Raw genomic sequence first — 23,105 nt, 5'->3', positions numbered from 1 at the left:
TTTAGCGGCGTATGGACTGGAGCGCTTCGACTGAGATAAAGGAAACACGAAGAGCGTAGCGATTCGATGTTGACTTATCGTAGGGAGAAGAGCGAAGTCCACTAGCCGCTGGGCGCTGGAGCTGGACAATTCTCAAAGTCAAAAATCCTATCCTTTCTTATCTTGTAGCATAAAACAGACCAATGGGAGTCCGCCTCCGATTGGTCTGTTTTTTTAGCCAAGAACCGTAAAAATGATGCTAACGATCCTTATTTATTCGCCTTTTTAATCTTCTCATTAATGTACAATTTTCCGTCAGCTGTTTGTCTTGATTCATTGCCATAGGAATCTACAGCCTTCACCTCAATAACGGCACCTGCCGCTTTCATGTCCTTCGTAGCTGTGTAATAGCCGACATAATATCCAGCTGAAACTTCCATCATCGGAAGCTCTGTCGCATTCGCCACTTGCGCTTGCACTGAATTCGTTTGTGTCAGCGGCATATGAATGAAGAAAGAAGTTTTCAAGCCCGGTTCACTTGTGAACTCAATCTTGACACTTTCGCCTTTCTTCAATTCCATATCTGCCGTTGGCTTTAGATTTTTGATTTGTGGAGCTGTGTACTTCACATCCACTTTGACTGATTTTTCCGTCGTGTTTCCGGCCTTATCTTTGGCGGTAACGTTGATTTTGTTGATTCCTTCATCGAGCATGATTCTGGCCGAATAGGTGCCATTTTCAACTTTAGCGGTAGTGCCATTAACGAGGACGAAATTCAAATGATCATCCTTCACTTTTCCTTTAACCGTGACCGTTTCCGTGTTCATTTTCGTTCCGTTTGACGGTGAGTCAATCGTTAGCTCCGGCGCATCAGCATCAAAGGTTACTGTTACAGGTGCGGATGCATCCGTCATCCCTTGCGATGTCGAAGCCTTTGCCGTCAATTCGTTCTCACCCTTATTGAGTTTCACATTAACCGCATAGCTGCCATCACCGTTTGCATCAACGGAAGCGACTTCTGCGCCTTTATTAAAAATATGAACCTTTGTCGTCGGGGCTGCTTGCCCTTTCACAGTTACCGTATCAACGTTAGTAAATGTTCCGTCAACAGGTGAGGTAATCGATGGTGCCGTTACTTCATAATCAACGACGGCACGAATCATATAGTTGCCCTCATCTGCTGGTGATGGTGACCAAGCGCCGCTAACAAGCTGCCAGCTTCGCTTTGCATTTGGACCATTCTCATCTGTTGCCAGACCAGGTGACTTTGTATTGATATCTGCTTGGATGTAGACCAAATAGAAATCTCCTTCAACCAGGATTCCCTGGCTGCTTAAATCTACCAGCGTCCACTGACCATTTCGAAGTGCGGTCGCATCAATTGGGCCAGCAAGTTTTTTACCAGGTGCTCCGTCAGGACCAGTAGCATCATAGACGGCAACTTTGAAGGCCGTACCGCCTGGAACTGGCCATTCTGAAGTCCAGAAGCGGAACAATCCGCCTGTCACTAAGGCCTTTTTGTGACCATTAGCTAATGACATTTTGACTGCCCAGCCATTTCCGGCATCATAAAATGCTCGTGCGTTTTCAGCTGTGCCGTCATCATAGCCGATTTCACTCGGGAAACCAATGAAAGGCTTAATATCGAAATTCTGCACCATATTACCTTTTAGTTTAATCGCTGCTTCTTGACTATAGAAGCGTGGTGCAATCACCTTTAACGTATAATCTCCTTCATAGGCAGTGATCGTAAAGTGTCCATTTGCATCTGTTTGCACTGGTTGAACGGCTGCATCTTCGACGACATATACAGTCGCCCCGGCAACCGGAGTTCCTGAAGCTTGATTCTTAATCGTTCCCGATACAGTACCCTTCGCTAATTCCTGAAGCGTAAAGTTTGCTGCCGTTTCTCCGTCACGATCAATCGTTACTGTTTTTGTTTGTGATTGAAAGCCATAGGATTCAGCGATAACCGTAAACGTTCCTGTCGCATGTGTCAGCTCATAGCTTCCGTTTGCTGGATTGGTGTTGACCGAACGGCCGGATTCCACAACCGTCACTTGTGCCTGCATTGGCAACAACGTTGGGGCGGCTGCCTTTTCTGCAGTTGCCTCTTTTTTCACCTCAGGCATCATCAACGTGAATTTATCCGGGTTGACTGTTTCCTTCATTCCAACTTTGGACGATGGCTCTTCTTTTGTTGGCTCAACACCTAAACTTGCCTTTTGAGAAGCAGGGAGTGGTGTATTGGTTAAACGGACATCATCTAAATACCAGCCAAGCTTCGCTACACTGCCATCTGTTTTTAGATTGAAGGCAATGTAAACTCTTTGGCCTGCATATTCACTTAAATCTACCTGACCGTCAATCCAGCCATTCGACAGATCATTGACGCGAAGCTTTTGAACCCAGTTCACCGCATCTGTTGATACATACACATGGCCGAAATCATAGTTTCTTTCAAGTTCGTACCATTGCTTGAATTGCAGGTAGCTGCTTCCTGCTGGTAAATCAATTGGCGGCATCCGCAGTGATGCGTCTGTGCTGTTCGCGTATGCTCCGCTTAAATTGGTCGCATAGACTTTTTCACCAGAGAAGGCTTTATTAGGACCGCTTGTCGGCTTACCCCACTGCCATGGATCATTGGTACCGTAGGAAGTCCAGCCATCAGGATTACTTTCAAAATCTTGCACATAGCCGACAGTAATTCCTGGAAGAACGGTAATCGTATGCTCACTTACGGTTTCGTTGCCGCCGAAATCACGTGCTTTCCACTTATAGATGAATGTCGTGCCGGAAATCTCTTCACCTGGAATCGTCACTTCGTACGTTCCATTTTTATAGTCGCCGCCAATCCGCTTTGTGGCAACGGTCGTCCACGAACCATCTTGCTTTTGATATTGGAACGATACTTCTGTTACACTAATATTGTCGGCAGCTGAAGCTTGTAACGTTAGCGGCATTCCTGCGAAAACCGTGGCAGGTTGGGAATGCGTTAACACCGGTGCTTCACTGTCGTCTCCTTCTTTTGTTACCTGGCCTTTAAGTTTTCCTAAACCGGTCATAACAGACGAAACAGCATCGTAGACATTCAATAAGCCTGAGCCATAACCGTTATTCGGTGATTCCGGATATTTGCTGTCTGTTAAAGGAATCGCTGATGTTTGTAAAATTCTTTCTAAATCATCCACCGTTAAACTTGCATTTGCTTGCTTCAGTAAGGCAATCGCTGCTGAAACATGCGGACCAGCCATCGATGTCCCGTTCCAGCCGCCTTCATAGCTGCCGCCAGGGACGGAAGAACGAATATTAACACCTGGTGCAGCAATTTCAGGTTTGATTTCTCCATACGGAGATGGTCCTAGTAAGGAAAAGCTGCCAAGTTTGTTGTTTATATCGGTTGCCCCTGTTGCGAAGGATTCCGGGTAGTTAGCCGGATTGGCAACAGATCCAGGCCCGCCAGGATTACTTAAGGTTGTATTTCCTGCAGAGAATTCAGGGAAGATTTCTGCTGCTCTCCAGGCCTGAACCATCGGACGGTACCATTCATCAATCCCAGGACCTCCGCCCCATGAATTATTGATGACATCTGGTGCCTTGTCAGGGTTTCCGCCTGGGGAAATCATCCAGTCACCCGCTCTTAGCAAATCTGCATCCGTACCGCCAGCTGCTGTGAATGCTTTTACCGCAATCCACTTTGCACCCGGTGCGACACCAATCGCATTGGAGCCGTTCGGCTCTGAACCAACCATTGTTCCCATTGTATGTGTTCCATGACCAAGATCATCATATGGTGAAGTTTGACCACGAGTTGCGTCTAACCAGCTATACGTATTATCCGCTTGACCTGTAGCCGGATTATAGCCGCGATATTTTTCTTTTAATGCCGGGTGATCCCATTGAACCCCGGTATCAATTGATCCGATGATAACTCCGCTGCCATCAATCCCCATTTCCCAAACAGCCGGAGCTCCAACACGGTCAATATTCCATTCAACCGCTGTTGTTGCAGCTGCAGGTTCTTGGACAGCTGTTACAGAAGATTTTTCCGGAACGAATAATTGTCTTGTTTCGTTCGGAAGGATTTTTTCTACCTCAGCGAAAGCAGCCGCTTTTTCCATGACCTCTTGTGTTGCTGTTACCGCAATCGCATTCACGATAAAGTAGGAATGAACATCCTTCGCCTTCCCAGCTTTTACTTGTTCCTGAAGAAACGCTAACACGTCAGTCTGTGTTTCCTGTGCCTTTGCTTTTAATTCAGAGACAAGCGTGTTTCGCTTCAATGATTTTGCTTTTGCAGGAGTTGCCTTTTGCTGCGTGGCTTTTTGCTCCGCTGCCTTGGCCACCTTTTCAGCATCAACCTGCTCTTTCATTTTAATCAGAAAGGTGACTTTATCCTGATCAGCAAATTGTTTGTACAACTTATTGGTTACTTTTTGTTTTGGTGTAAGCTCATCTTTTGCTGAAACACTGGCCCCTTTTGTTGCCGCGTCAACATTCATTTGCTGCTGCATCATTAGTGGCAACACTAGAATTGCGGTGAGCAGAATCGATAACCACTGGCGTTGCTTTCTTCTCATCCTCTTACCCCCCTAAGTATTTTCCTAATCAATGAATCTACTACCCTCCTTCCTGGCGCCTACTATATGTCAATTTCTAGGTGCTACTTTAAAAATAGCCCTTTAAGGCTTGTATTTGTGTCGAATTTCGTCGTATAAATTCCAGTTATTAGAAATTGGTAGTTTCGTTGCTGTTGGGAAAATTGGAAAATAAGACCAAATTAACATCGACAGTGCTTGTTTCCTATCAAAAATAAATCCATAGGACCATTTTCTTGGTCTTTCTAGCGCAATAAATTTCTATTATTTTAAAAAAAGATTCATTATTCCTAGTTAATTTGATTGATTAGAGTTACTAAATTTTAGGATTTAATGATGAAATAGTTTTATTTTCCCACAAAGAACAAAATGCCTCCGATACACAGGAGACACCAAGCATTAGTTTTGTATTGATTGAATAAATATCTTAAGATTAAACAAGCGATAACTTACCACAAAAAGGAATTCGAATTAATCTAGGATTAAAATGAGGAGGCGGCGCGCCGTGAAAACGGTCTATGATTTTCAGGTGAAGAAGACCAATGGTGAGGAGAAAGCATTAAAGGAATACGAGGGCAAGCCCTTACTAGTTGTAAACACCGCCAGCAAATGCGGTTTTACTCCCCAATTTAAAGGACTTCAAGAATTATATGAGAAATACAACGAACATGGGTTAATGATTTTAGGCTTCCCATGTGCACAATTCAACAATCAGGAGTTTGCTGCTATTGAAGAAACGACTCAGTTTTGTCAGCGGAACTACGGTGTAACCTTTCCAATCTTCGCAAAAGTCGATGTAAATGGCGATCATGCTGATCCTTTATTCACTTTTTTAAAAGAACAGAAAAGAGGCCTCCTCACTAAAAATATCAAATGGAATTTCACCAAATTCCTTATCGACCAAAACGGCCAGGTCGTTGAACGCTATGCACCGACTACCGAACCAAGCAAAATGGAGGATGACATAAAAAAATTATTGTCGTTATCCAACGTTTAGCTCATAGAAACCTAAAGAATCCCAGTCACTTTTGTGATGGGATTCTTTCCTTGTATAACGGCATTTTGGAAAATTGCTGCATCATAGAAAGTTCCCGGTTTTGCCTGTTCTTAAGACCATTGGACTTCCGCATCTGCCGCATGTAGAATTTGGCAAACTAGAAACAGAATTTAAAATTTTAGTAGAGCTTGGCTTGTCCACAGCAGCTGCGTTTAATCCGAGGATTAAATCGATTAGCTCATCACGGTCAACTAGGATAACATTGCTTTTCTGCGCCAAATCTTTTGCGGCTTTTGTAAAATAGCTGTTGGTTACGACCCATGCCTCCGTTGCCGCATAATAGGACCTTGCTCCAATCACTTCTTGAACCGCCTTTATGCCCACATCCTTGGAATGGCGTTTTGCTTGAACGACAATCTTTTTTCCAGCCTTAGTGAGCACTAAATCAGCCCCATAATCACCACTCGCACTCGTTACTTCCGCCCCATAGCCTTTAGATAGATACACTTCCTTCAGATAATGCTCAAACTGAATCCCATCCATTGAGTCAATATCTACAATCCCCGAATTTCTTAACCGCTCTTTTCGCTTTTTACTTTGAAAAATTGCTATCGCTATAATTAATAGGAGGGCGGTACCTACAAAAATACTCGTCATTAATAAACTCTTAGTGTATAAATAAGAAGCCCCCGCGACTAAAAAGATTAAGCCTTTTAAACCTTCTTCTAATTCCCGCTGCTGTTTCTTTGTTCTTCTTTTACTCAAAAATTTCACCTCTCTTAGCTCAGGGAATTATAAGAATCAATCAAATTATTAATCTCCCTCAGCTGTTCCCTACTATCACAAGAAATAACCTTATTTCTTATTGCCTCAAGGAGCATGATTTGTTCCTCGTATCGAATTTTCTTCTGTCGGCTTAGCATGACACTGGTCTTTTTATCTGGATTTGAAATGATTAACCTCAACAATCTGTTTTTTGTTATTAGCCTCTCATTCACCTCAAAGAGGAGTTTTTTTCTATCATTTTCTTGGAAAAATAGGATTTTTTTCATCTCAATAAGCCTTTCACCATAATAAAAGGGAATTCGACAAAAAAGGAGGAAATTCCTGCAGCATTAAATATTCATATAAAAAGTATCGAAAAAGAGGCATTAATTTTCCGAATATGTTCAGGCTTAATAAGAACACGCTGGAGCGCTACACACAAGAACTGGAATATTCCTTCCTACTTTTGCTAACGAATTTTTCTTTTTCGCGAGGAAAATAAATAGGTAAGCAGTAAGGCGATGAATGCCCCTAAGCCATCAATTAATACATCTTGAAATGAGGCAGTTCTGCCCGGCACAAATGATTGATGCCATTCATCTGTTATCGCATACAGGAACGTAAGAACCCACGAAAGGAGATAGGGAAATCGAAAGTTCCTGAATACTTGAAACAACAAAAAGGCAATTATACCAAATCCCGTTAGATGTGACGCCTTTCTAAGAATAATATTAACAGCCGTTATTAGAACCGATCCTGCATCTGATGATTGAGTGATATCATGTTCCACAGCAAACAACTTAAAAATGGCTTTGGACGTATTTTCCCCAGTAAAATATGGAAGCTGGGTGAACAAAAAGATTACCGCCATCCAAATAATTAACGCAAGCACCCAGAATTTTTTTGACTTCGCCATTCAAACCACCTCATAATTTACCAACCTTGAATTATATACTACAGCTTAACATAAAGAAAGAGAGAAAGAGCAGTTTGCCCTTGTCTCTCTTTTCTTATAACTCTATGAACCTATTACATGAAGATTTGCTTTTAATTGCTCAAACAGAATTTCTGCCCCTTTTGGACTTAGAATAATATCTCCAGGATAGAGTTTATTCTTGCTTGTAACTTCCCCAGTAACAGCACAAACATTAGAAGGCGTATATTTTTGTAAAATGATGCGCTCTTCTTCGACAAATATCTCTAATGGATCTTTAATTTGAATATCGAGCGTATTTCTTAATTCCTTTGGTATCACAATCCTGCCTAGCTCATCAACCTTACGGACAATCCCAGTACTTTTCATAAATCTACCAGCTTTCCTATTATTTTAAATTGAGTATAACATAAAATACAATTAATTGTAATTTTTACTAATGACATTATTGTGAACTATGTAAGACCATGGGACAGGCTCCTCGTCCCACTAAATGTCTTGGTATTAATAACACTTTTTGATTTATTTGTTATTATTGGAAATTATCTATCTTTAACGCCGTTCACCATCATTAGTTTCAAAATAATAGCATCTCTATTAAAGAAAATGGGACGAGAAGCTTGCCTCCTCGTCCCTTCGCTTTATATAGTTACTACGGCCTTTTTTTCTGCGATTAAATCTTCTAATCTTTCTTTTTGGCTGACTAGTTCCTCTACGGTCAGCTCTCCTCTGGGTGATTGAAAGCTTAGTGTTGGTACATTGCTTTGGACCAAGCTTTTCAGCTGGCCGCTGTTTTGTTCATACAAACGGTATCCTACCGCGCCAACTACTGTTCCTGAAAGAAATCCCATTAAGAAATCACGATTTAAAGCCATTTTGTTTCCCCCTAAGAATAATTTTTATATGTAAAGAAGTCGATGACTTCTCCTCATATCTTGAAAAATTTCAAGTGCATTAACAGCCCAAGTGATCATGGCTACTTGTAACATATTGCTTACTCCCAACGAGAACATGCTCGCAATCCCTGTGATCACGTCAGGGTGTCTGAATTTGTTTTCCCCATGCGTGAGGACCATATAGGCAGTCGAAATGACAGCAGCATATACAAATAGATCAGGTCTAGGACTAAAACCTTTTCTTAAATACGCCACCAAAATAAGTGCACCAGTACTGAGGGAACGGAAAATATCCTTCCTTAAGTCGGGGCCGGCTTGGACCATAAAGCTGTCAAGTGATTCGAACCTGGACTGTCTAAAATATAACGAAATATAGCGAAGAATCATGTTTCTTCCTACTACAGCAGGTTCATATTCAATGACCATCGATTGAATGATTGGTTCAATTCGAACCTTGTGTATTCCTTTTAAACTAGAAAACATCCGTTCAATCGTTATATATGCAGTGTTGTTTTTAAGAGCAGGAATAATGACTCGCAGCCTGCCGGGAATACTGTGAGCGATCCGATAATTAATTTCCACTCGCTTTTCCCCCTAAAAAAATGATTTTTCCACTGTTCAAAACGACAGCAATGGTTGCCGCATTATGAATCGCAGCACCAAGGACAGGTGAGATCATCCCTAGTGTTCCTAATAATATCGCTCCGCTATTAACTAAAATCGTCACGACAATATTTTGATAAATGAGCCTCATCGTCTTTTGCGCCATTTTAATGACTTCGGCCAACGCTAATGGATCATCAGTCGTCACAATGACATCCGCTGTTTCGACGGCGATATCTGTTCGTTTCGTTCCGAGCGTGATCCCAACATTTGCATAGGCAAGTGCAGGAGCATCATTGACTCCATCGCCAACCATCATTAAAGCATCAGTTTTTTGTTTATAATTCATGACAAAATTTGCTTTATCTTCAGGAAGTGCTTCAGCAATAAAGGCATCCATTCCCAACTCGTCGACGATCTTCTTCGCGGGATGGTAACGGTCACCAGTTAACATAATGAACTCATCGACACCATGGCGCCTCATCTGATTAATCGATCGCTTCATTCCTTCTCTGATCTTGTCTTGTAAAATAATAATGCCGATTAATTGCTGATCATAAGCGACATAAACTATATTTTCTTCCGGGTTAACCTCACTGTTCAGCTTTTTTAATGGCTCCAGTGGGATATTCCAATCCGCTAAAAATAATTTGCTGCCCACGAGTACTAATTTTTCGTTGATGATTGCCTTGATACCCTTTCCGACAATCATGTCAATTTCTTGATGCTCAGGTACGTCGAGATTATGCTCCTTCGCTTTATTACAAATTGCTTCAGCAATCGGATGCGAGGAATGTTCTTCAGCCGACGCTGCTATACTCAACACCTGATTTTCTGACATGCTCTCTGCTGTAATAATCTTTGTTACAATCGGCCTGCCCTCGGTGATCGTTCCCGTCTTATCCAAAATAACCGTATCAATTTGGGCTAGCTTTTCGATGGTTTGACCGCCTTTGATTAAAATTCCGCTTTTCGCCGCTAAACCAATGGACGATGAGATGGCGGTGGCGGTTGAAAGCTTTAGACCGCATACATAATCAATGACTAACATGTTCAATACTTTATTCCAATCCCTTGTGACCACAAAGATTAAGCCGGCGAGAACAAACGAAACTGGAACTAATTTTTCCGACAACCGGTTGGCGACAGATTGGATCGGAGCTTGTTTTGTTTGCGCTTCTTCAATAAGATGAATCATCCTTGATATGGCTGTATCATCCCCAGCTTTTTCGACGCGAATGTTAACGCTCCCTTCCACTACTATTGACCCTGCAAAGACCTTTTCCCCTGTTGTTAGCTCCCGTGGGATATATTCACCCGTTATCGAAGATTCATCCACAACTGCCGTTCCTTCCAGAATCGTTCCATCTACGACTACTTTCTCACCTTGAAAAACAACTATCTGATCACCAGCAGTAATTTCATCAATCGAAACCTTTACTTCTTTTCCAGCATGGTCGACTTTCCAAACATAGTCGGCCTTGACACTTAACATATCTCTAACATAATTTCTTGTTTTATAGGCAGTAAAGTCGGTTAACCACTCACTAATTGTCGACATTAAATAAATGATGAGTGCTGATTTTGGATTGCCTTTTACGATCGATGCAAGTAACGCTGCAGAAGTTAGCGTGTCTGCATTCGGCTTTCCTGTCGTCATCACCGATAAAAATCCATTTTTAAAAATATTGTAAGAAGAAAGCAGGACGGCAAGAGAAGATGCTTTTGTCACGTTTCTCAGTCCTTGCGAAGGGATGGAAGCTGCTTTCAACGTTTCATACATAAAAGCGCTAAAACAGACGAGAATTTCAATAAAAGGAATCTTCGCATTCATAGGCTCCTTTTTTTCAACTACCTCTGGCTCCGGAAAAAGTTGTCCTAGTAATAAAAAAAGATCATTCCATGTCAAGCAATCATCATGATAGAGAAGCAATGAACCCGTTTCATTTGTATAGGAAGCCGAGTACACATATGGAAAAGAACGAAACACAGCTTCAATTTCCTTCCCATTTGCATAGGTAACGCCTAGGCTTAATCTGGTTCTTCCTGGTATCGAATGGATTAGAGTCACATTATGTACCATTGTTCGGCCCTTTCTCTTTCGTAATAATCGTGTATGCCCAGTACAGTAGACTACTCGAAAAAGCGGGATTCACTGGAATTTTAGTAACCCCATAGATTAATAAAAATAAGGAAAGTAACGAATCAACATCCGCTTTTCCAGAAGTTCTCTTTTTAATGAGTCCATCCGTAATGGACACGGTTTTCTTCATTGTTTTCATAAGTTGTGCTTCAACGTATGGGTAAGCGTTCACTGAGGTGTCAACAGCAAGTTTAAGGAGTTCGTCAAATTGTTCTGGGGAAAGTGTCTGTACATTAAATTCAATTAACAGACTTCCGGTAATCGGAGATCCGCTCACTGATTTAACAATGGTCAGTTGGCTAAACGTCTGTTCGAGATGATGTATCACAATCCCATCTTTCCATCGTTCACATTTTAATCTAACTCTTCCAGGCATTGCGTGAACGACTTCTATTTTTTGATCAGTTAAGGAAGATAATAATTTAGGGGCAACTAGTGACGCTCCTAGACCTATTAATGAAGATATCATTGCCTCTCTCCTTCTAAAGACACACTTTCAATCTGTTCTACCCATGCTTCCAGCTGCTTTATATGATCAACGGGACTATAATCATAGGTAATTAATAAACTGCCTGTTTCTGCGGTATAATCGATCGAGAAAATTCTTTTTTCATGCTTAAATTTATCGATTAATTGATTCACCGAATGAGGGTTATTTTTCCAGTGAGGCGACTTTAATCGAATTCTCCCAGGAATCTGATGGGCAATTTCAATCGCATGCCTTTTCAGGACTTTTTTCATTCGATTTGCTAATTGAAATTCCTTTACTTTATGTAACATAGATTCATACTCCCATAAACTTGTATATGCTTGGTAACGCTTAAAAATGTTGACATTTGCTTATTTTGTTTCCCTAGCGCAAATTAATTACCGTAATTATAATATGAATATTCAAAAAAGTAAATATAATATTCCAAGAATAGGTATTTTTGCATGCAAAAAGGAGATTAAGCCAATTAGCAGGCTTAACCTCCTTGTAAACTTAATTTTGCTGAAGCAATTTTCTCCTGCTCCATTTTTTAATTAGTACCCCGTGCTTTGGCGAGAAGAACAAGGCTACAAGAAATAGCACGCCTGTAACCGCCACCATCGTTCCACTTATCGATGCATCAAGAAGGTAGGCAACGTAATACCCAAGCAGCGAACTGACAATACTTAAGATGATACTTATCATGATCATCCTGCTCAATTTATCGGTTAATAAATAGGCGGTGGCAGCCGGAACAATGATCATCCCTACCACTAGGATGGCTCCTACACTTTCAAAAGAGGCAACAGTTGAAATCGAAACTAAACTCATTAATAAATAATGGAAAAACACAACCGGAATTCCTAATGAAGCGGCAAGTGCCGGGTCAAACGTGCTGATTTTAAACTGTTTATAAAACAGACTAATGACGAGAATATTTAGGAGAAAGCTTGCTCCTACGCCCCACACGGCTTTTGGTCCAATACTAGTCCCGCCAAAATGCAGCATATCCCACGGTGCATAAGCGATTTCTCCATACAAGACACAGTCTAAATCTAAATCTACCTGCCTTGTGTACAAACTAATTAACACAACGCCAACCGCAAATAATGCGGTAAAGACGACGCCAATCGAGGCATCTGCCTGGACCCCGCTGTTTTGAAACATCTGGATCAGAAAGACGGTGACTAGTCCGATGGCGGCAGCTCCAAACATCATCACCAGCGATTCCCTTGAGCCGCTGATTAAAAAGGCAATCACAATCCCCGGTAAGACGGAATGGCTGATGGCATCGCCAATCATCGACATTTTTCTTAATACGAGAAAACAGCCTAAAATACTGCAGGATGACCCAACTAACGCCCCAATTAAGATGATCCAAAAGTGATTCATAAGGATTTCTCCTTTACTCTCTGGTTAGTGAGTGGCTGATATTCACTCTTGGCCGACACTCGTAATCTAGTTTTGGCTAAGACGCCGCGATTTGGGGCGGCGAGGACCGAAATAATAAATAGGACCGTTGCTGATAAGACGATCAGTGGACCTGTAGGCAGATTATTCACCATGGAACTAACCACCGTACCAACAAAGCCGCTGAAAGCTCCAAACAATCCCGCAAGGATAACCATTACATGCAGCTTTTCGGTCCAATACCTTGCCGCAACCGCCGGTGTGATCAATAAAGCCGCCATTAAGACGACACCCACTGCCTGAATCCCAATGACAACAGCGGTCACAATCAGCAGCATCATAAATTGATCTAAAAGAATAGTCGGCAGCCCGATTCCTTTTGCAAAACCAGGATCAAAGGAGAGGAGTTTAAATTCTTTAAAAAACAAGAAACAGAGGACGACAAGAACCGCACTAATCCCGGCAATCGTGTAAACATCCAGTTTAACCATCGAGGCAGCATGACCAAACAGAAATTTATCTAATCCGCTTTGATTACCGCTATTACTATGTTGGATTTGTGTTAAGAGGACAATACCAACTCCAAAAAACACGGTTAAAATAATCCCTAATGCCGAGTCTTGTTTAATGCGCGAATTTCTCGTAATATAACCAATCGCTGCCGTTGCCAAAATTCCGGCAATGATGGCACCGATGAGAAAGAAAAAGATTGATTTTGTCCCCGTTAGCATATAGGCAAGACAAACCCCAGGAAGAGCCGCATGGGATAAGGCATCGCCCATTAAGGATTGTTTTCGTAAATAGGCAAAACTTCCAATCACACCGCTGCTTAATCCTAACAGCATCGATCCCATTAAAATCCACTGTGTATTGGGGTCTAAAAATAGCGAAAACCAATTCATATTGATCACCTCGGGCTGACAATGATGGGCGATGTGTTCGAATCAAGCATGGTTAAGCTCCCACCATATGTCTTCTGTAAATAATCCTTCGTAAACAACTTTTCCGTAGGACCGATGCCAATAAGTTTGACATTTAACAGCATAATCCAATCAAAATATTCTTTGACCGTATTTAAATCGTGATGGACAACGAGAACGGTTTTCCCTTGGCTTTTTAACTTCATTAGCAGCGCAATAATCGCCTTTTCTGTCGCCGCATCCACTCCAACAAACGGCTCATCCATAAAATAAATTTCTGCGTCCTGCGCAAGTGCTCTTGCTAAAAAGACACGCTGCTGCTGTCCGCCGGAGAGCTGGCTAATTTGGCGATGGGCATACTGACTCATGCCAACTTGATCTAGACATTCCATAGCATGGGCTTTATCTTTCTTATCCGGACGCTTAAACCACCCTAAATGCCCATATCTTCCCATCATCACTACATCGAGAGCATCCGTAGGAAAATCCCAATCGACCGATTCCCGCTGCGGAACATAGCCTACTCGTTTCCGTGTTTTTTTATAGGATTCACCAAAAATCGCCACGTCTCCAGTAATGGACGGGATTAATTCTAAAATCGCTTTAATCAGTGTCGATTTTCCGGCCCCGTTCGGTCCGATAATCCCAATCAGTTTCCCTTCTGGAACACGAAAGGAAATATCCTCTAATACCGGTTTTTTCTGATAGGCAACAGTTAAATTGTTTACTGTAAGAGGGAACGCCATCTATCATCATCTCCTTTTATTTCAATGCATTAACAATCGTGTCGACATTATGTTTAACCATGCCAATATAGGTCCCTTCCTCCGTTCCTTCCGCTCCCATTGCATCCGAATAGAGTTCGCCGCCAATTTTCACTTCGTGACCTTTTTCTTTTGCCCCTTCGATTACCGCTTCGATCGCTTTTTTCGGAACACTTGATTCAACAAAAACGGCTTTAATTTTATTTTTCACGAGATAGTCTCGTAGTTCACTAACATCCTTTGATCCATATTCGGATGCCGTACTAATTCCCTGAAGTCCCATTACTTTAATATCGTAGGCTTCACCAAAATAACCGAAGGCATCATGAGCTGTCACTAGGACACGAGTCTGTTCTGGAATCGTGGCAATTTGTTCGGTTACATATTTATCAAGCTCTCTCAATTTCTCCATATACTTTTCAGCGTTTTGTTTATAGTCGTCAGCGTGTTTGGGATCAAATTTGGACAGTTCCTCCCCGACTGTTTCGGTTGCGGAAATCCAATGCTTCACATTAAACCAAATGTGGGGATCAACGCTTTTGGATCCGTCCTTTGTCGTATGAAGCATTTCTTCGGGAATATTTTTCGAGACAGCAATGGTGGGCTTTTTCTTGGCCATTTTTTCAAAAATATCCACCATTTTCCCTTCTAAATGAAGCCCATTGTAAAAAATCATATCGGCAGTATCCAACTTCTTAATGTCACCTTGTGAGGCTTTATAAAGATGCGGATCCACGCCAGATTTCATTAAGCCTATTGTCTCTACGTGCTCCCCACCGACATTATTCACGATGTCATTAATCATTCCAATGGTTGTGGTCACACGGATTTTCCCGTTTTCTTTCCCTTCCTTTGATACGCCTGCAGCGGAACAGCCTACCATTGAAAACACTAGAACAAACCCAACGATTGCCCACTTTTTTATCGTCTTCATCAAAATTAAACCCTCCTATTCTATCATCAACGCAATACTTTTATCCTATGTCATTTTTTTTAAACAACACAAAATATTTTTCCCTAACGCAACTTTTATGGTAACCTAAATTTAAGATAAGGTCAACAGAAAACATACATAATATTTCGACATTAATAACGCAAGCACCATGATGCATCTCTAGGTGCCAGCACATTGAATCCACCAGTCCCCCTTCGAGCAATGTGACAGAAATAAAAAGAAGCAAGAGGAAAGGATCCTCTTGCTTCTTTATTTCTGATGATAGTTGTATTTAGAACGATCAACCGAAACAAAACCTTCTGGATTGTAGAACCGTAATAAATCTCCATTTACGACGCGATCTGATAATGATAATTTTTCCTCGGCCATTTCCCGAGCTTTCTCAGCCTTTGCTAACTTGTCAATGCCCAATTCCAATCCCGTCGTTGAATCATAGAATTTTCCATCAATGGATGTGATGGTTGAACTGACAAAATCACCATTTCGGAAAGGAATTAGATCATCATGCTGTTTAGAAAACAAGTCTGTACCAAATTGGACATATTCTTTCGTATCAATTCCTAACAAGTGAAGCAGTGTTGGCAGAAGATCAATTTGCCCGCCGTATTCATGGTTCACTCCGCCAACTAATCCTGGCACGCGAATCAATAACGGTACTCGCTGCAAGCCAGTGCTTTCAAAAGGGGTAATTTCTTTCCCAAGAACTTGCTCCATTTGCTTATTATTATCTTTTGAAATTCCATAATGGTCACCGTACATAATAATAATCGTATGATCTAATAATCCAGCTTTCTCAAGTGATGCAAAAAACTGCTTTAACGCTTCGTCGGCATAGCGGGCAGTCTGAAAGTACGAGTCGACAGATGAGACACCAGTGGTATGCGGCTCTATCGACGCCTCTTTTTTATCAATTGGGAACGGAAAATGATTCGTTACTGTTATGAGCTTAGTATAAAATGGCTGTGGCAATGATTTTAAAAGCGGCATCGATTCCTTTAAAAACGGCTTATCCATAAGCCCATATTGTGCCAAGTCCTCAGGGTCCATTTGGTAGTAACTTGAATCAAAGAACTTATCATATCCAAACGATTTATAAATTTCATCACGATTCCAGAAACTCCCGGAATTCCCATGGAAGACAGCAGACGTATAGCCATGGGTTCCTAAAATAGCAGGAGCCGATTGGTATGTGTTTAAACTTTTTGTCATAAAAGCAGAACCTTGGGGTAATCCATATAATGAATTTTCCAACATAAATTCCGCATCAGACGTTTTCCCATGTGCCGTCTGATGGAAGAAATTATCAAAATAAACGGTATTTTTATCCTTCGTCATTGAATTTAAAAATGGGGTTACTTCTTCTCCGTGTAATTTGTAATCAATAAGGAAATTTTGGAACGACTCAAGATGGAAATAAACGACGTTCATTCCCTTCCCGACACCAAAGTAATCAGGATTGGGTGCAGCATAATTTGATTTCGTATAATTATTGATTTCTGAAATATCGTCGCTATTTGCCATTACCCTTTGTGCGGATGCTTGCGTACTTTGAACTGCATCATAAATGGTGTAATTGTAGAACCCTAAATATTTGACAATATAATTCCGGTCAAATCCTCTTGTTAGTAATTCAGGCCGATCTATTTCCGCTAAACCTAAATTGAAACAAGAAATCGCTAATGAAAGTGAAAATAACGCGCCTACCTTTCGGCGATGCACATCTCTAACTTCGATTGTTATAAAGCGAGATGCGAGTAACGCCAGCAACAGAAAGAAATCAATGAAGAATAAAAAGTCATAAGGTTTTAATAAGGAAACGACACTGCCGCCAATTTCTCCAGCATTTTGTGTTTGAGTCAGCGTCGGTAACGTAATGAAGTCATTAAAAAAGCGATAATACAAAATATTACTATACAAGAGAACAGATAAAAGAAAATAAATGACCATTAGCCAACTATACTTTTTTCGTCCTTTAAAAAAGAGCGCAATTCCTAAAAAAAGAAAGGAAGATCCCAAAGGATTGATAAATAAGAGAAAGTGCTGAAATGGTCCTTCCACGCCTAATCTAAACTGCGTTATTTGTGCTATGTATGTTTTCATCCAAATCAAGAATACAGCCAAATAGAAAAAGGCAAAATATCTCGTAAACATACTTTTACCCTTTTGTAATAGGTTATTCACGTTTCTTCCCTCCACCAGCCAGGTAATATACTATTTTTCTACTTTCAAATGTGTCTCCAACCCCACAAATACTATTAGCCCCTATCCGGTTCTGATCGCAACGTCAGTGTTTCTTTCACCTTCTGTATATCCAACATATTTTTTTTTGCCATTAAAAGATAACAAATGGCTGAAGGAATGAGAAAAATTTGAAGGACCGATAATGTTATGATATATGAAGTTGGACCATGATAACGAGTCGAAATCATGCCGAGGACAATCCCGACTCCTACGTTTCCAATGGTTCTGCCTAAACTATTGAAAAGATTGGCGATGCTAAAAGCTGTCCCTCGATGCTCTGGTAAATTCACATCAGTAATAAGGGCGAGCCAGTTTGGTGTGTTTGCAGATTGAGCAGCAGAAGCAAAAAAAGACAAAATAAACAATAAAGCCATCCATGGGTTCATGAATAGCTGACCCATTAAACTAACGAAAATACTTAAAGCATTATTGTCATCAGGCAGCTGCAGATTGTTCATAGGAATCATAAACATTAGTATGTATAGGGGCATCGTAAGAAATACAAAGAATGAGGTTAACATTGCCCTTCCTTTATACGTTCTCTTTTGAAATCTGTCGCCAAGGTGGCCAAAGTAAACCGATGCCATTCCTCCAATTTGAAATATGGCATATAGGTATCCTGAAGCAATCATCGCTGTCTCTACACTGTATCCTATTTGTTGAATTTTGAAAATATATAAGGTTGGAAGCCATATGAGACTGCCTGTTGCAATATTCATAAAAAGTGCCTGCAAGAAAAGATACACATTGCTTCCTTTTAATAAAATCGGTACAATTTGCTTTGCTTCAATAACATAATGATACGACTGATTATTTTCCATGAGACCTTTCAGTTCAGGATCTGCTCCTCCCCTTGCAGGTTCTTTTACGAAAAGGTATAAAATAATGAGAAATAGGCCTATAAATCCGACGATTTCAAAAGGCCATCTCCAACTTGTATTAGTTGCAGTTAAAGAAGCCAATAGGGCTCCTGCAATTCCTCCCAAACCTTGGGCCATGCCCCAAAGGCTCAAAATCATCCCGCGTTTCTGATATGGAATAGAATCAGTTAATACACTAAAGCCAATAGAGGCAATACACCCCAAACCTACTCCCGTTAATATTTGATAAAAGAGAAGCTCTCCATAACTCTGGCTAATTGATGTCAAAAATACGGAGACAACCCAAAACAACGTTCCGATGATAATCAGCTTTTTACGTTTGAATTTTCCTGATAGATATCCCCAAAAAACGGAAGAAACAGCTGTAACTAAAATGTTCACAGCTGAAATCGTCCCCAATTTAGCAATTTTCACATGCAAATCGTCTGCAATATACTGAAATAGCGGCGGAAATAATCCGACGATGATATTATCAAAAGCAGCCAAGGCAATAAATACAAATATGGTGAATACCAATTGAGGATTCGTACTTTTCAAAAACAGGAACACACCTTTTTCTAGTAAGATGAACTAGTACTAGTTTATTATATAGTCAAAATAAATACATTTTTACCGGATTAAGCAAGCTGCAGCTTCCACTCAAAACGATTTTCCACTTCTAACATAAATTCGATGATTTCTTCTGCAGCTCGAGAGTTAATAAACTTTCTTTGGCAATGGATAATATGATTCAGCTTTTCCGCATCATTTTCAAGTAATTGGTTAATTTGGGTTTCGATCTGGCTTGGATCTTTACAGATTACACCCAAATTTAATTTCTCAGCAAAGGTTGGATTGTCCTGTTCTTGACCAGGTAACGCACCTGTGATCATAATCGGCGTATTGGAAGCGAAGGCCTCAAACATAACATTTGGACTTCCTCTGGTAAAAGCGATATCTGCCTGAAACATGAGATCTTGAATATCTTTAGTAAAACCGTAAATATCCACTTTATTTCCATACTTGTCCTTAAGCGATTGCTCTAACTCTGCCTTTAACTTTGCATTTCTACCCGCGACAATTTTCACGGTACAATCAAAATGATCAAAGAGAATCTCAGCAATACTCTTCATATTCCCTACACCCTCACCACCGCTCATGATTAAGAAGTTTAATGGTGTGCCAACTTGATAATTCATTTTTTTATTTGTGCTATTTCTAAAAAATCTTGAACGAACGGGGAACCCTACAACTTTAATATTCTCAGCCGGCACCCCATGCTCGATACACTTATCACGAGCTTCAAAAGTGGGGCAAATGATTACATCAGCTCTCTTATCCGCCCATAGCGGAGATATGTTCACAAGGTCGGCAATAAGCGTAATAAATGGAATTTTTATAAATTCCTTTTCCAAAATATTTAAAACGGACCCATTAAAATTTGGATGAACAGATAAAATCAAATCGGGTTTTTTTTCATCAAGTAATTTCAAGAAATTTTTTCTTATAAGCATTTCGATAAATTTGTCAATTAATTCTGGGTTTTCTGCTGAATAGTTAAATACCTTCTCCCATAAATTTTCAGACCTTCTGGTTATCGGCCCGTAGGTCTTGCCAATATTCATTAGTGGATGTCCACCCAATGAAAAGCCATCTACTACATGCACTTTACTATCATGATCCATTCCAATCTTTTCACACAAGGATTCTGTGATGCTTTTATGGCCATGACCGGTGTTATCAGAAGAAATAATTAATATTTTTTTAGTCATATAAAAGACCCTCTCTTAACATTGTTAATCCTTGTCAAACTGCTGTAATAAAATAAACAGGGGATACGAACTCACATCTTTCTTAGACCTCTGCCCATTCTGAACGTGACAGGTACCCTTATTCCATTGTACCACTTACTTTGTCAATTCCTCCCTTATTAATAAATTCTTAATACGATATTAATGGTTTATTTTATGGGAGGAAACTGGTGGTTCTCACAATCCAAAACCACCTAAAAGCAATAACACTGTCCTTTGTTTCATTGTGAGTAGGGAATTTATCACATAAAACTACTATTAACGTATTATTTTATAATAATTTTTTACTATTTTTTCTGTTTTTACGAAATATTAATATTATATCAAAATTATCTTTACAATTCTCCTATAACTTTATTTATGACAGACACAAACCATATAGGAGCTGATTGAAAATGAAAAAAAGTTTGATCGCTGGTCTTGCTTGTCTATCCCTTACGGTGACTTCTGCTGTTCCTTGGGCCGTTTTAGCTGCCCCGAAAAAGGGTATAGTTACTGACAATGGACAATCTACCTTACGTCCAATTACGTCTGATGTGGCAGTCATTGCCCATCGCGGTGCCTCTGCATACGGCCCGGAGCATACTCTGGCAGCCTATAAACAGGCAATGCAAATGAAAGCAGATTATATGGAATTCGATCTACAAATGACGAAGGATGGCCACTTGATCGCCTTGCACGATGAAACGCTTGAAAGAACGACAAATGCAAAGGAACTCTATCCAGACCGGGCACCATGGCAAGTGAAAGATTTTACACTTGATGAAATTAAACGTCTGGATGCAGGTTCATGGTTTAATGCTGCATTTCCGAACATGGCGAAAAAAGAATATGTCGGACAGCGCGTACCAACACTTGAGGAAGCGATTAAATTTGTTAAGCAAAAAGGAAATGGAAAAGTTGGCCTTTATATGGAAACAAAAGCACCAAATGTCTACCCTGGAATGGAAGAAAAGTTGATTGATATCCTGAAAAAAACGAATGTGCTGAAGGACAAGCATCTTATTCTCGAATCATTCAGTGAGGAAAGCCTTCGCAAATTGAAAACCATGGCGCCAAATGTGAAGCTGATTCAACTTTACACGGCCGATATGCTGAAAGGGAAGGATGTCTATCAGGAATTCAAGCGCATCGCTGAATACGCGGCCGGAGTAGGCCCTAGTAAAGAACTTGTTGTTCCAACATTTATGGAAGCCGCACATCAGAATCAACTTCTTGTCCATCCATGGACGGTCAATTCACAGGACGATTTGGCAGCCCTTCTTTCACTTGGTGTTGATGGAGAATTCACGAATAACCCTGACCTATTAGCAGATTTACTGAATAAGCCGTATATTTCACATGGTGCAGCGAGCGGGGATGTAACCGACTCTTCAGCCGTATTATGGGCACGTGCAAACGGACCTGCCAATATTCAATTTGAGGTTTCCTCGGACCCCAGCTTTAAACACCGTTCCATCGTCACAACCAGTCATGCAGATGCAAAGCATGATTTTACAGTCAACGTTCCAGTCAACGGATTAAAGCCTGATACTACCTATTATTACCGCGCACATACTGTTTCAAGCAAATACACCGTGAACGGTTCTTTCAAAACAGCACCAGAACAAAACAGTCTAAAACCAATGACAATGGTTTGGGGCGGAGATACTGGCGGTCAGGGAGAGATTCCACCATATAATACTTTTCAGGCAATGTCTGCCTTAAATCCGGACTTCTTCCTGTTCAGCGGCGATACCATTTATGCTGATAATAAGACACCGGCTGTTCCCAATCCTCCATCCGAAACCGTACAGGATTTTTGGTCAAAATATAAGGAAAATCGAACAGATGCGGGATTACGCAGTCTTTTACAAAAAACGGCTACCTTTTCTATCTGGGATGACCATGAAGTAACCAATGACTTTTCAGGTCCATCTGAATCGTTAACTCCGACCGGTTTACGTGCATTCAAGGATTATTGGCCAATTTCGGGGGAACGCAGTTCAGCGGACAAGCTTTACCATACGTATTCATGGGGAAATACACTTGATATGATGATACTTAACAACCGGGGTTACCGTGATCCGAACACCAAAACGGATGGTCCGGATAAAACAATGCTAGGAGAAGAACAGTTGAAATGGCTTCAGCAGCAGCTTCTCGATTCAGATGCTAAGGTTAAACTTGTAGCTACTTCTGTTCCAATCTCTGTTCCGACCGGAAAAGCAAATGCCAGGGATGGATGGGCAAATGGAGATCAAGTTGACCCAAATGATCCTACCGGGTATGAGAACGAGTTCAAAAAAATCTCAAATTTTATCGTGGAAAAAGAAATTAAGAACGTATTTTTCGTCACTACCGATGTCCATTTTGCTCAAGTCATCAAATATGATGCCAATCAAGACGGCAAAACCGATTATCACGAGCTGATCAGCGGTCCGATTGGGGCAGTAAAAATTAATCCTGGTACGTTGGATCCCACCTTTGGCCCAGAGAGCATGTATGCAGAAGGGGATTTCTTCAACTTCGGTGTATTCCAAGTAGATCCGGCAAATAAACAAGCTACCGTGGAAATCCGTGATGAGAACGGAAAAATCCATTACAGCCATGCTTTCCAACTTGAAGAGTAGGAAGCAAAGGGACGGTTCTTATGCTTGAAAAATAGTGCTGTTTATCTGCACATTATAGGGTGTCAGGCACCATGTGAAAAATTCACATGGTGCTGCTGTTATTTTCCATTATACACATAACCTCATTTCGATTAAATTAGTGCATGAC

The 23,105-nt window shown here is 40.8% G+C and carries 19 protein-coding genes; 2 read left to right on the top strand and 17 right to left on the bottom strand.

Annotated elements, in window-relative coordinates:
• Positions 1–248: 248 nt before the first annotated feature.
• Entirely contained in the window at positions 249–4,559 is a 4,311-nt protein-coding gene (locus tag AA980_RS18855; RefSeq protein ID WP_024030803.1) for a S8 family serine peptidase, read from the bottom strand.
• 523 nt (positions 4,560–5,082) lie between these two features.
• On the opposite strand from AA980_RS18855, the gene AA980_RS18850 reads away from it, so the two are divergent.
• Complete coding sequence (locus AA980_RS18850; protein WP_024030802.1) at positions 5,083–5,574, top strand: glutathione peroxidase; 492 nt, start codon at positions 5,083–5,085, stop codon at positions 5,572–5,574.
• 81 nt (positions 5,575–5,655) lie between these two features.
• On the opposite strand, the gene AA980_RS18845 is transcribed toward AA980_RS18850, so the two are convergent.
• The 16 genes from AA980_RS18845 to AA980_RS18770 all read right to left on the bottom strand — a co-directional run bounded on the left by AA980_RS18845 (position 5,656) and on the right by AA980_RS18770 (position 20,306).
• Complete coding sequence (locus tag AA980_RS18845; RefSeq protein WP_024030801.1) at positions 5,656–6,339, bottom strand: restriction endonuclease; 684 nt, start codon at positions 6,337–6,339, stop codon at positions 5,656–5,658.
• 14 nt (positions 6,340–6,353) lie between these two features.
• Positions 6,354–6,626 (bottom strand): hypothetical protein, encoded by a 273-nt coding sequence (locus AA980_RS18840; RefSeq protein WP_024030800.1) that lies wholly within the window; start codon positions 6,624–6,626, stop codon positions 6,354–6,356.
• A gap of 182 nt (positions 6,627–6,808) precedes the next feature.
• Entirely contained in the window at positions 6,809–7,255 is a 447-nt protein-coding gene (locus AA980_RS18835; protein ID WP_024030799.1) for a VanZ family protein, read from the bottom strand.
• A 102-nt stretch (positions 7,256–7,357) separates the two neighbouring features.
• Complete coding sequence (locus AA980_RS18830; RefSeq protein ID WP_024030798.1) at positions 7,358–7,642, bottom strand: AbrB/MazE/SpoVT family DNA-binding domain-containing protein; 285 nt, start codon at positions 7,640–7,642, stop codon at positions 7,358–7,360.
• Between the two features lie 272 nt (positions 7,643–7,914).
• Positions 7,915–8,148, bottom strand: coding sequence for a hypothetical protein (locus AA980_RS18825; RefSeq protein ID WP_024030797.1), 234 nt, complete (start codon positions 8,146–8,148; stop codon positions 7,915–7,917).
• 24 nt (positions 8,149–8,172) lie between these two features.
• Positions 8,173–8,751, bottom strand: coding sequence for an HMA2 domain-containing protein (locus tag AA980_RS18820; RefSeq protein ID WP_024030796.1), 579 nt, complete (start codon positions 8,749–8,751; stop codon positions 8,173–8,175).
• Positions 8,741–10,855: a heavy metal translocating P-type ATPase gene (locus AA980_RS18815; protein ID WP_024030795.1), complete on the bottom strand. Its 2,115-nt coding sequence runs from the start codon at positions 10,853–10,855 to the stop codon at positions 8,741–8,743. Before AA980_RS18815 ends, AA980_RS18820 begins: the two co-directional genes overlap by 11 nt.
• Complete coding sequence (locus AA980_RS18810) at positions 10,845–11,384, bottom strand: HMA2 domain-containing protein (RefSeq protein WP_024030794.1); 540 nt, start codon at positions 11,382–11,384, stop codon at positions 10,845–10,847. Before AA980_RS18810 ends, AA980_RS18815 begins: the two co-directional genes overlap by 11 nt.
• Positions 11,381–11,695 (bottom strand): HMA2 domain-containing protein, encoded by a 315-nt coding sequence (locus AA980_RS18805; RefSeq protein ID WP_024030793.1) that lies wholly within the window; start codon positions 11,693–11,695, stop codon positions 11,381–11,383. The genes AA980_RS18810 and AA980_RS18805 overlap by 4 nt, the downstream gene beginning before the upstream one ends.
• A 202-nt stretch (positions 11,696–11,897) precedes the next feature.
• Positions 11,898–12,776: a metal ABC transporter permease gene (locus AA980_RS18800; protein ID WP_024030792.1), complete on the bottom strand. Its 879-nt coding sequence runs from the start codon at positions 12,774–12,776 to the stop codon at positions 11,898–11,900.
• Complete coding sequence (locus tag AA980_RS18795) at positions 12,773–13,696, bottom strand: metal ABC transporter permease (RefSeq protein ID WP_024030791.1); 924 nt, start codon at positions 13,694–13,696, stop codon at positions 12,773–12,775. The genes AA980_RS18800 and AA980_RS18795 overlap by 4 nt, the downstream gene beginning before the upstream one ends.
• Before the next feature lie 5 nt (positions 13,697–13,701).
• Positions 13,702–14,460, bottom strand: a complete 759-nt coding sequence (locus AA980_RS18790) for a metal ABC transporter ATP-binding protein (protein ID WP_024030790.1) — start codon at positions 14,458–14,460, stop codon at positions 13,702–13,704.
• Positions 14,461–14,476: 16 nt separating this feature from the next.
• Positions 14,477–15,361: a metal ABC transporter solute-binding protein, Zn/Mn family gene (locus AA980_RS18785; RefSeq protein ID WP_235815192.1), complete on the bottom strand. Its 885-nt coding sequence runs from the start codon at positions 15,359–15,361 to the stop codon at positions 14,477–14,479.
• Between the two features lie 321 nt (positions 15,362–15,682).
• A complete protein-coding gene (locus AA980_RS18780; protein WP_024030788.1) occupies positions 15,683–17,614 on the bottom strand; it encodes an LTA synthase family protein in 1,932 nt (643 codons plus the stop codon).
• A gap of 74 nt (positions 17,615–17,688) precedes the next feature.
• Positions 17,689–19,092, bottom strand: a complete 1,404-nt coding sequence (locus AA980_RS18775) for an MFS transporter (RefSeq protein WP_024030787.1) — start codon at positions 19,090–19,092, stop codon at positions 17,689–17,691.
• Positions 19,093–19,172: 80 nt separating this feature from the next.
• Positions 19,173–20,306: an MGDG synthase family glycosyltransferase gene (locus tag AA980_RS18770; protein WP_024030786.1), complete on the bottom strand. Its 1,134-nt coding sequence runs from the start codon at positions 20,304–20,306 to the stop codon at positions 19,173–19,175.
• 434 nt (positions 20,307–20,740) lie between these two features.
• Between AA980_RS18770 and AA980_RS18765 the strand changes: the two genes are divergently transcribed.
• Positions 20,741–22,957, top strand: coding sequence for a glycerophosphodiester phosphodiesterase family protein (locus AA980_RS18765; protein WP_024030785.1), 2,217 nt, complete (start codon positions 20,741–20,743; stop codon positions 22,955–22,957).
• Positions 22,958–23,105: the final 148 nt, after the last annotated feature.

This window comes from Neobacillus vireti (assembly GCF_001026695.1).
Classification (GTDB): Bacteria; Bacillota; Bacilli; order Bacillales; family Cytobacillaceae; genus Neobacillus; species Neobacillus vireti.
This window is presented reverse-complemented; position numbering and strand designations above follow the sequence as displayed.

What these genes read in the sequence shown, in the direction of transcription:
- AA980_RS18790 (WP_024030790.1), bottom strand. Translation starts at nt 14,460, where the DNA reads ATGGCGTTCCCTCTTACAGTAAACAATTTAACTGTTGCCTATCAGAAA.
- AA980_RS18785 (WP_235815192.1), bottom strand. Translation starts at nt 15,361, where the DNA reads ATGGTAGGCTGTTCCGCTGCAGGCGTATCAAAGGAAGGGAAAGAAAAC.
- AA980_RS18800 (WP_024030792.1), bottom strand. Translation starts at nt 12,776, where the DNA reads ATGAATCACTTTTGGATCATCTTAATTGGGGCGTTAGTTGGGTCATCC.
- AA980_RS18805 (WP_024030793.1), bottom strand. Translation starts at nt 11,695, where the DNA reads ATGTTACATAAAGTAAAGGAATTTCAATTAGCAAATCGAATGAAAAAA.
- AA980_RS18795 (WP_024030791.1), bottom strand. Translation starts at nt 13,696, where the DNA reads ATGAATTGGTTTTCGCTATTTTTAGACCCCAATACACAGTGGATTTTA.
- AA980_RS18840 (WP_024030800.1), bottom strand. Translation starts at nt 6,626, where the DNA reads ATGAAAAAAATCCTATTTTTCCAAGAAAATGATAGAAAAAAACTCCTC.
- AA980_RS18765 (WP_024030785.1), top strand. Translation starts at nt 20,741, where the DNA reads ATGAAAAAAAGTTTGATCGCTGGTCTTGCTTGTCTATCCCTTACGGTG.
- AA980_RS18770 (WP_024030786.1), bottom strand. Translation starts at nt 20,306, where the DNA reads ATGACTAAAAAAATATTAATTATTTCTTCTGATAACACCGGTCATGGC.
- AA980_RS18810 (WP_024030794.1), bottom strand. Translation starts at nt 11,384, where the DNA reads ATGATATCTTCATTAATAGGTCTAGGAGCGTCACTAGTTGCCCCTAAA.
- AA980_RS18835 (WP_024030799.1), bottom strand. Translation starts at nt 7,255, where the DNA reads ATGGCGAAGTCAAAAAAATTCTGGGTGCTTGCGTTAATTATTTGGATG.
- AA980_RS18855 (WP_024030803.1), bottom strand. Translation starts at nt 4,559, where the DNA reads ATGAGAAGAAAGCAACGCCAGTGGTTATCGATTCTGCTCACCGCAATT.
- AA980_RS18815 (WP_024030795.1), bottom strand. Translation starts at nt 10,855, where the DNA reads ATGGTACATAATGTGACTCTAATCCATTCGATACCAGGAAGAACCAGA.
- AA980_RS18830 (WP_024030798.1), bottom strand. Translation starts at nt 7,642, where the DNA reads ATGAAAAGTACTGGGATTGTCCGTAAGGTTGATGAGCTAGGCAGGATT.
- AA980_RS18825 (WP_024030797.1), bottom strand. Translation starts at nt 8,148, where the DNA reads ATGGCTTTAAATCGTGATTTCTTAATGGGATTTCTTTCAGGAACAGTA.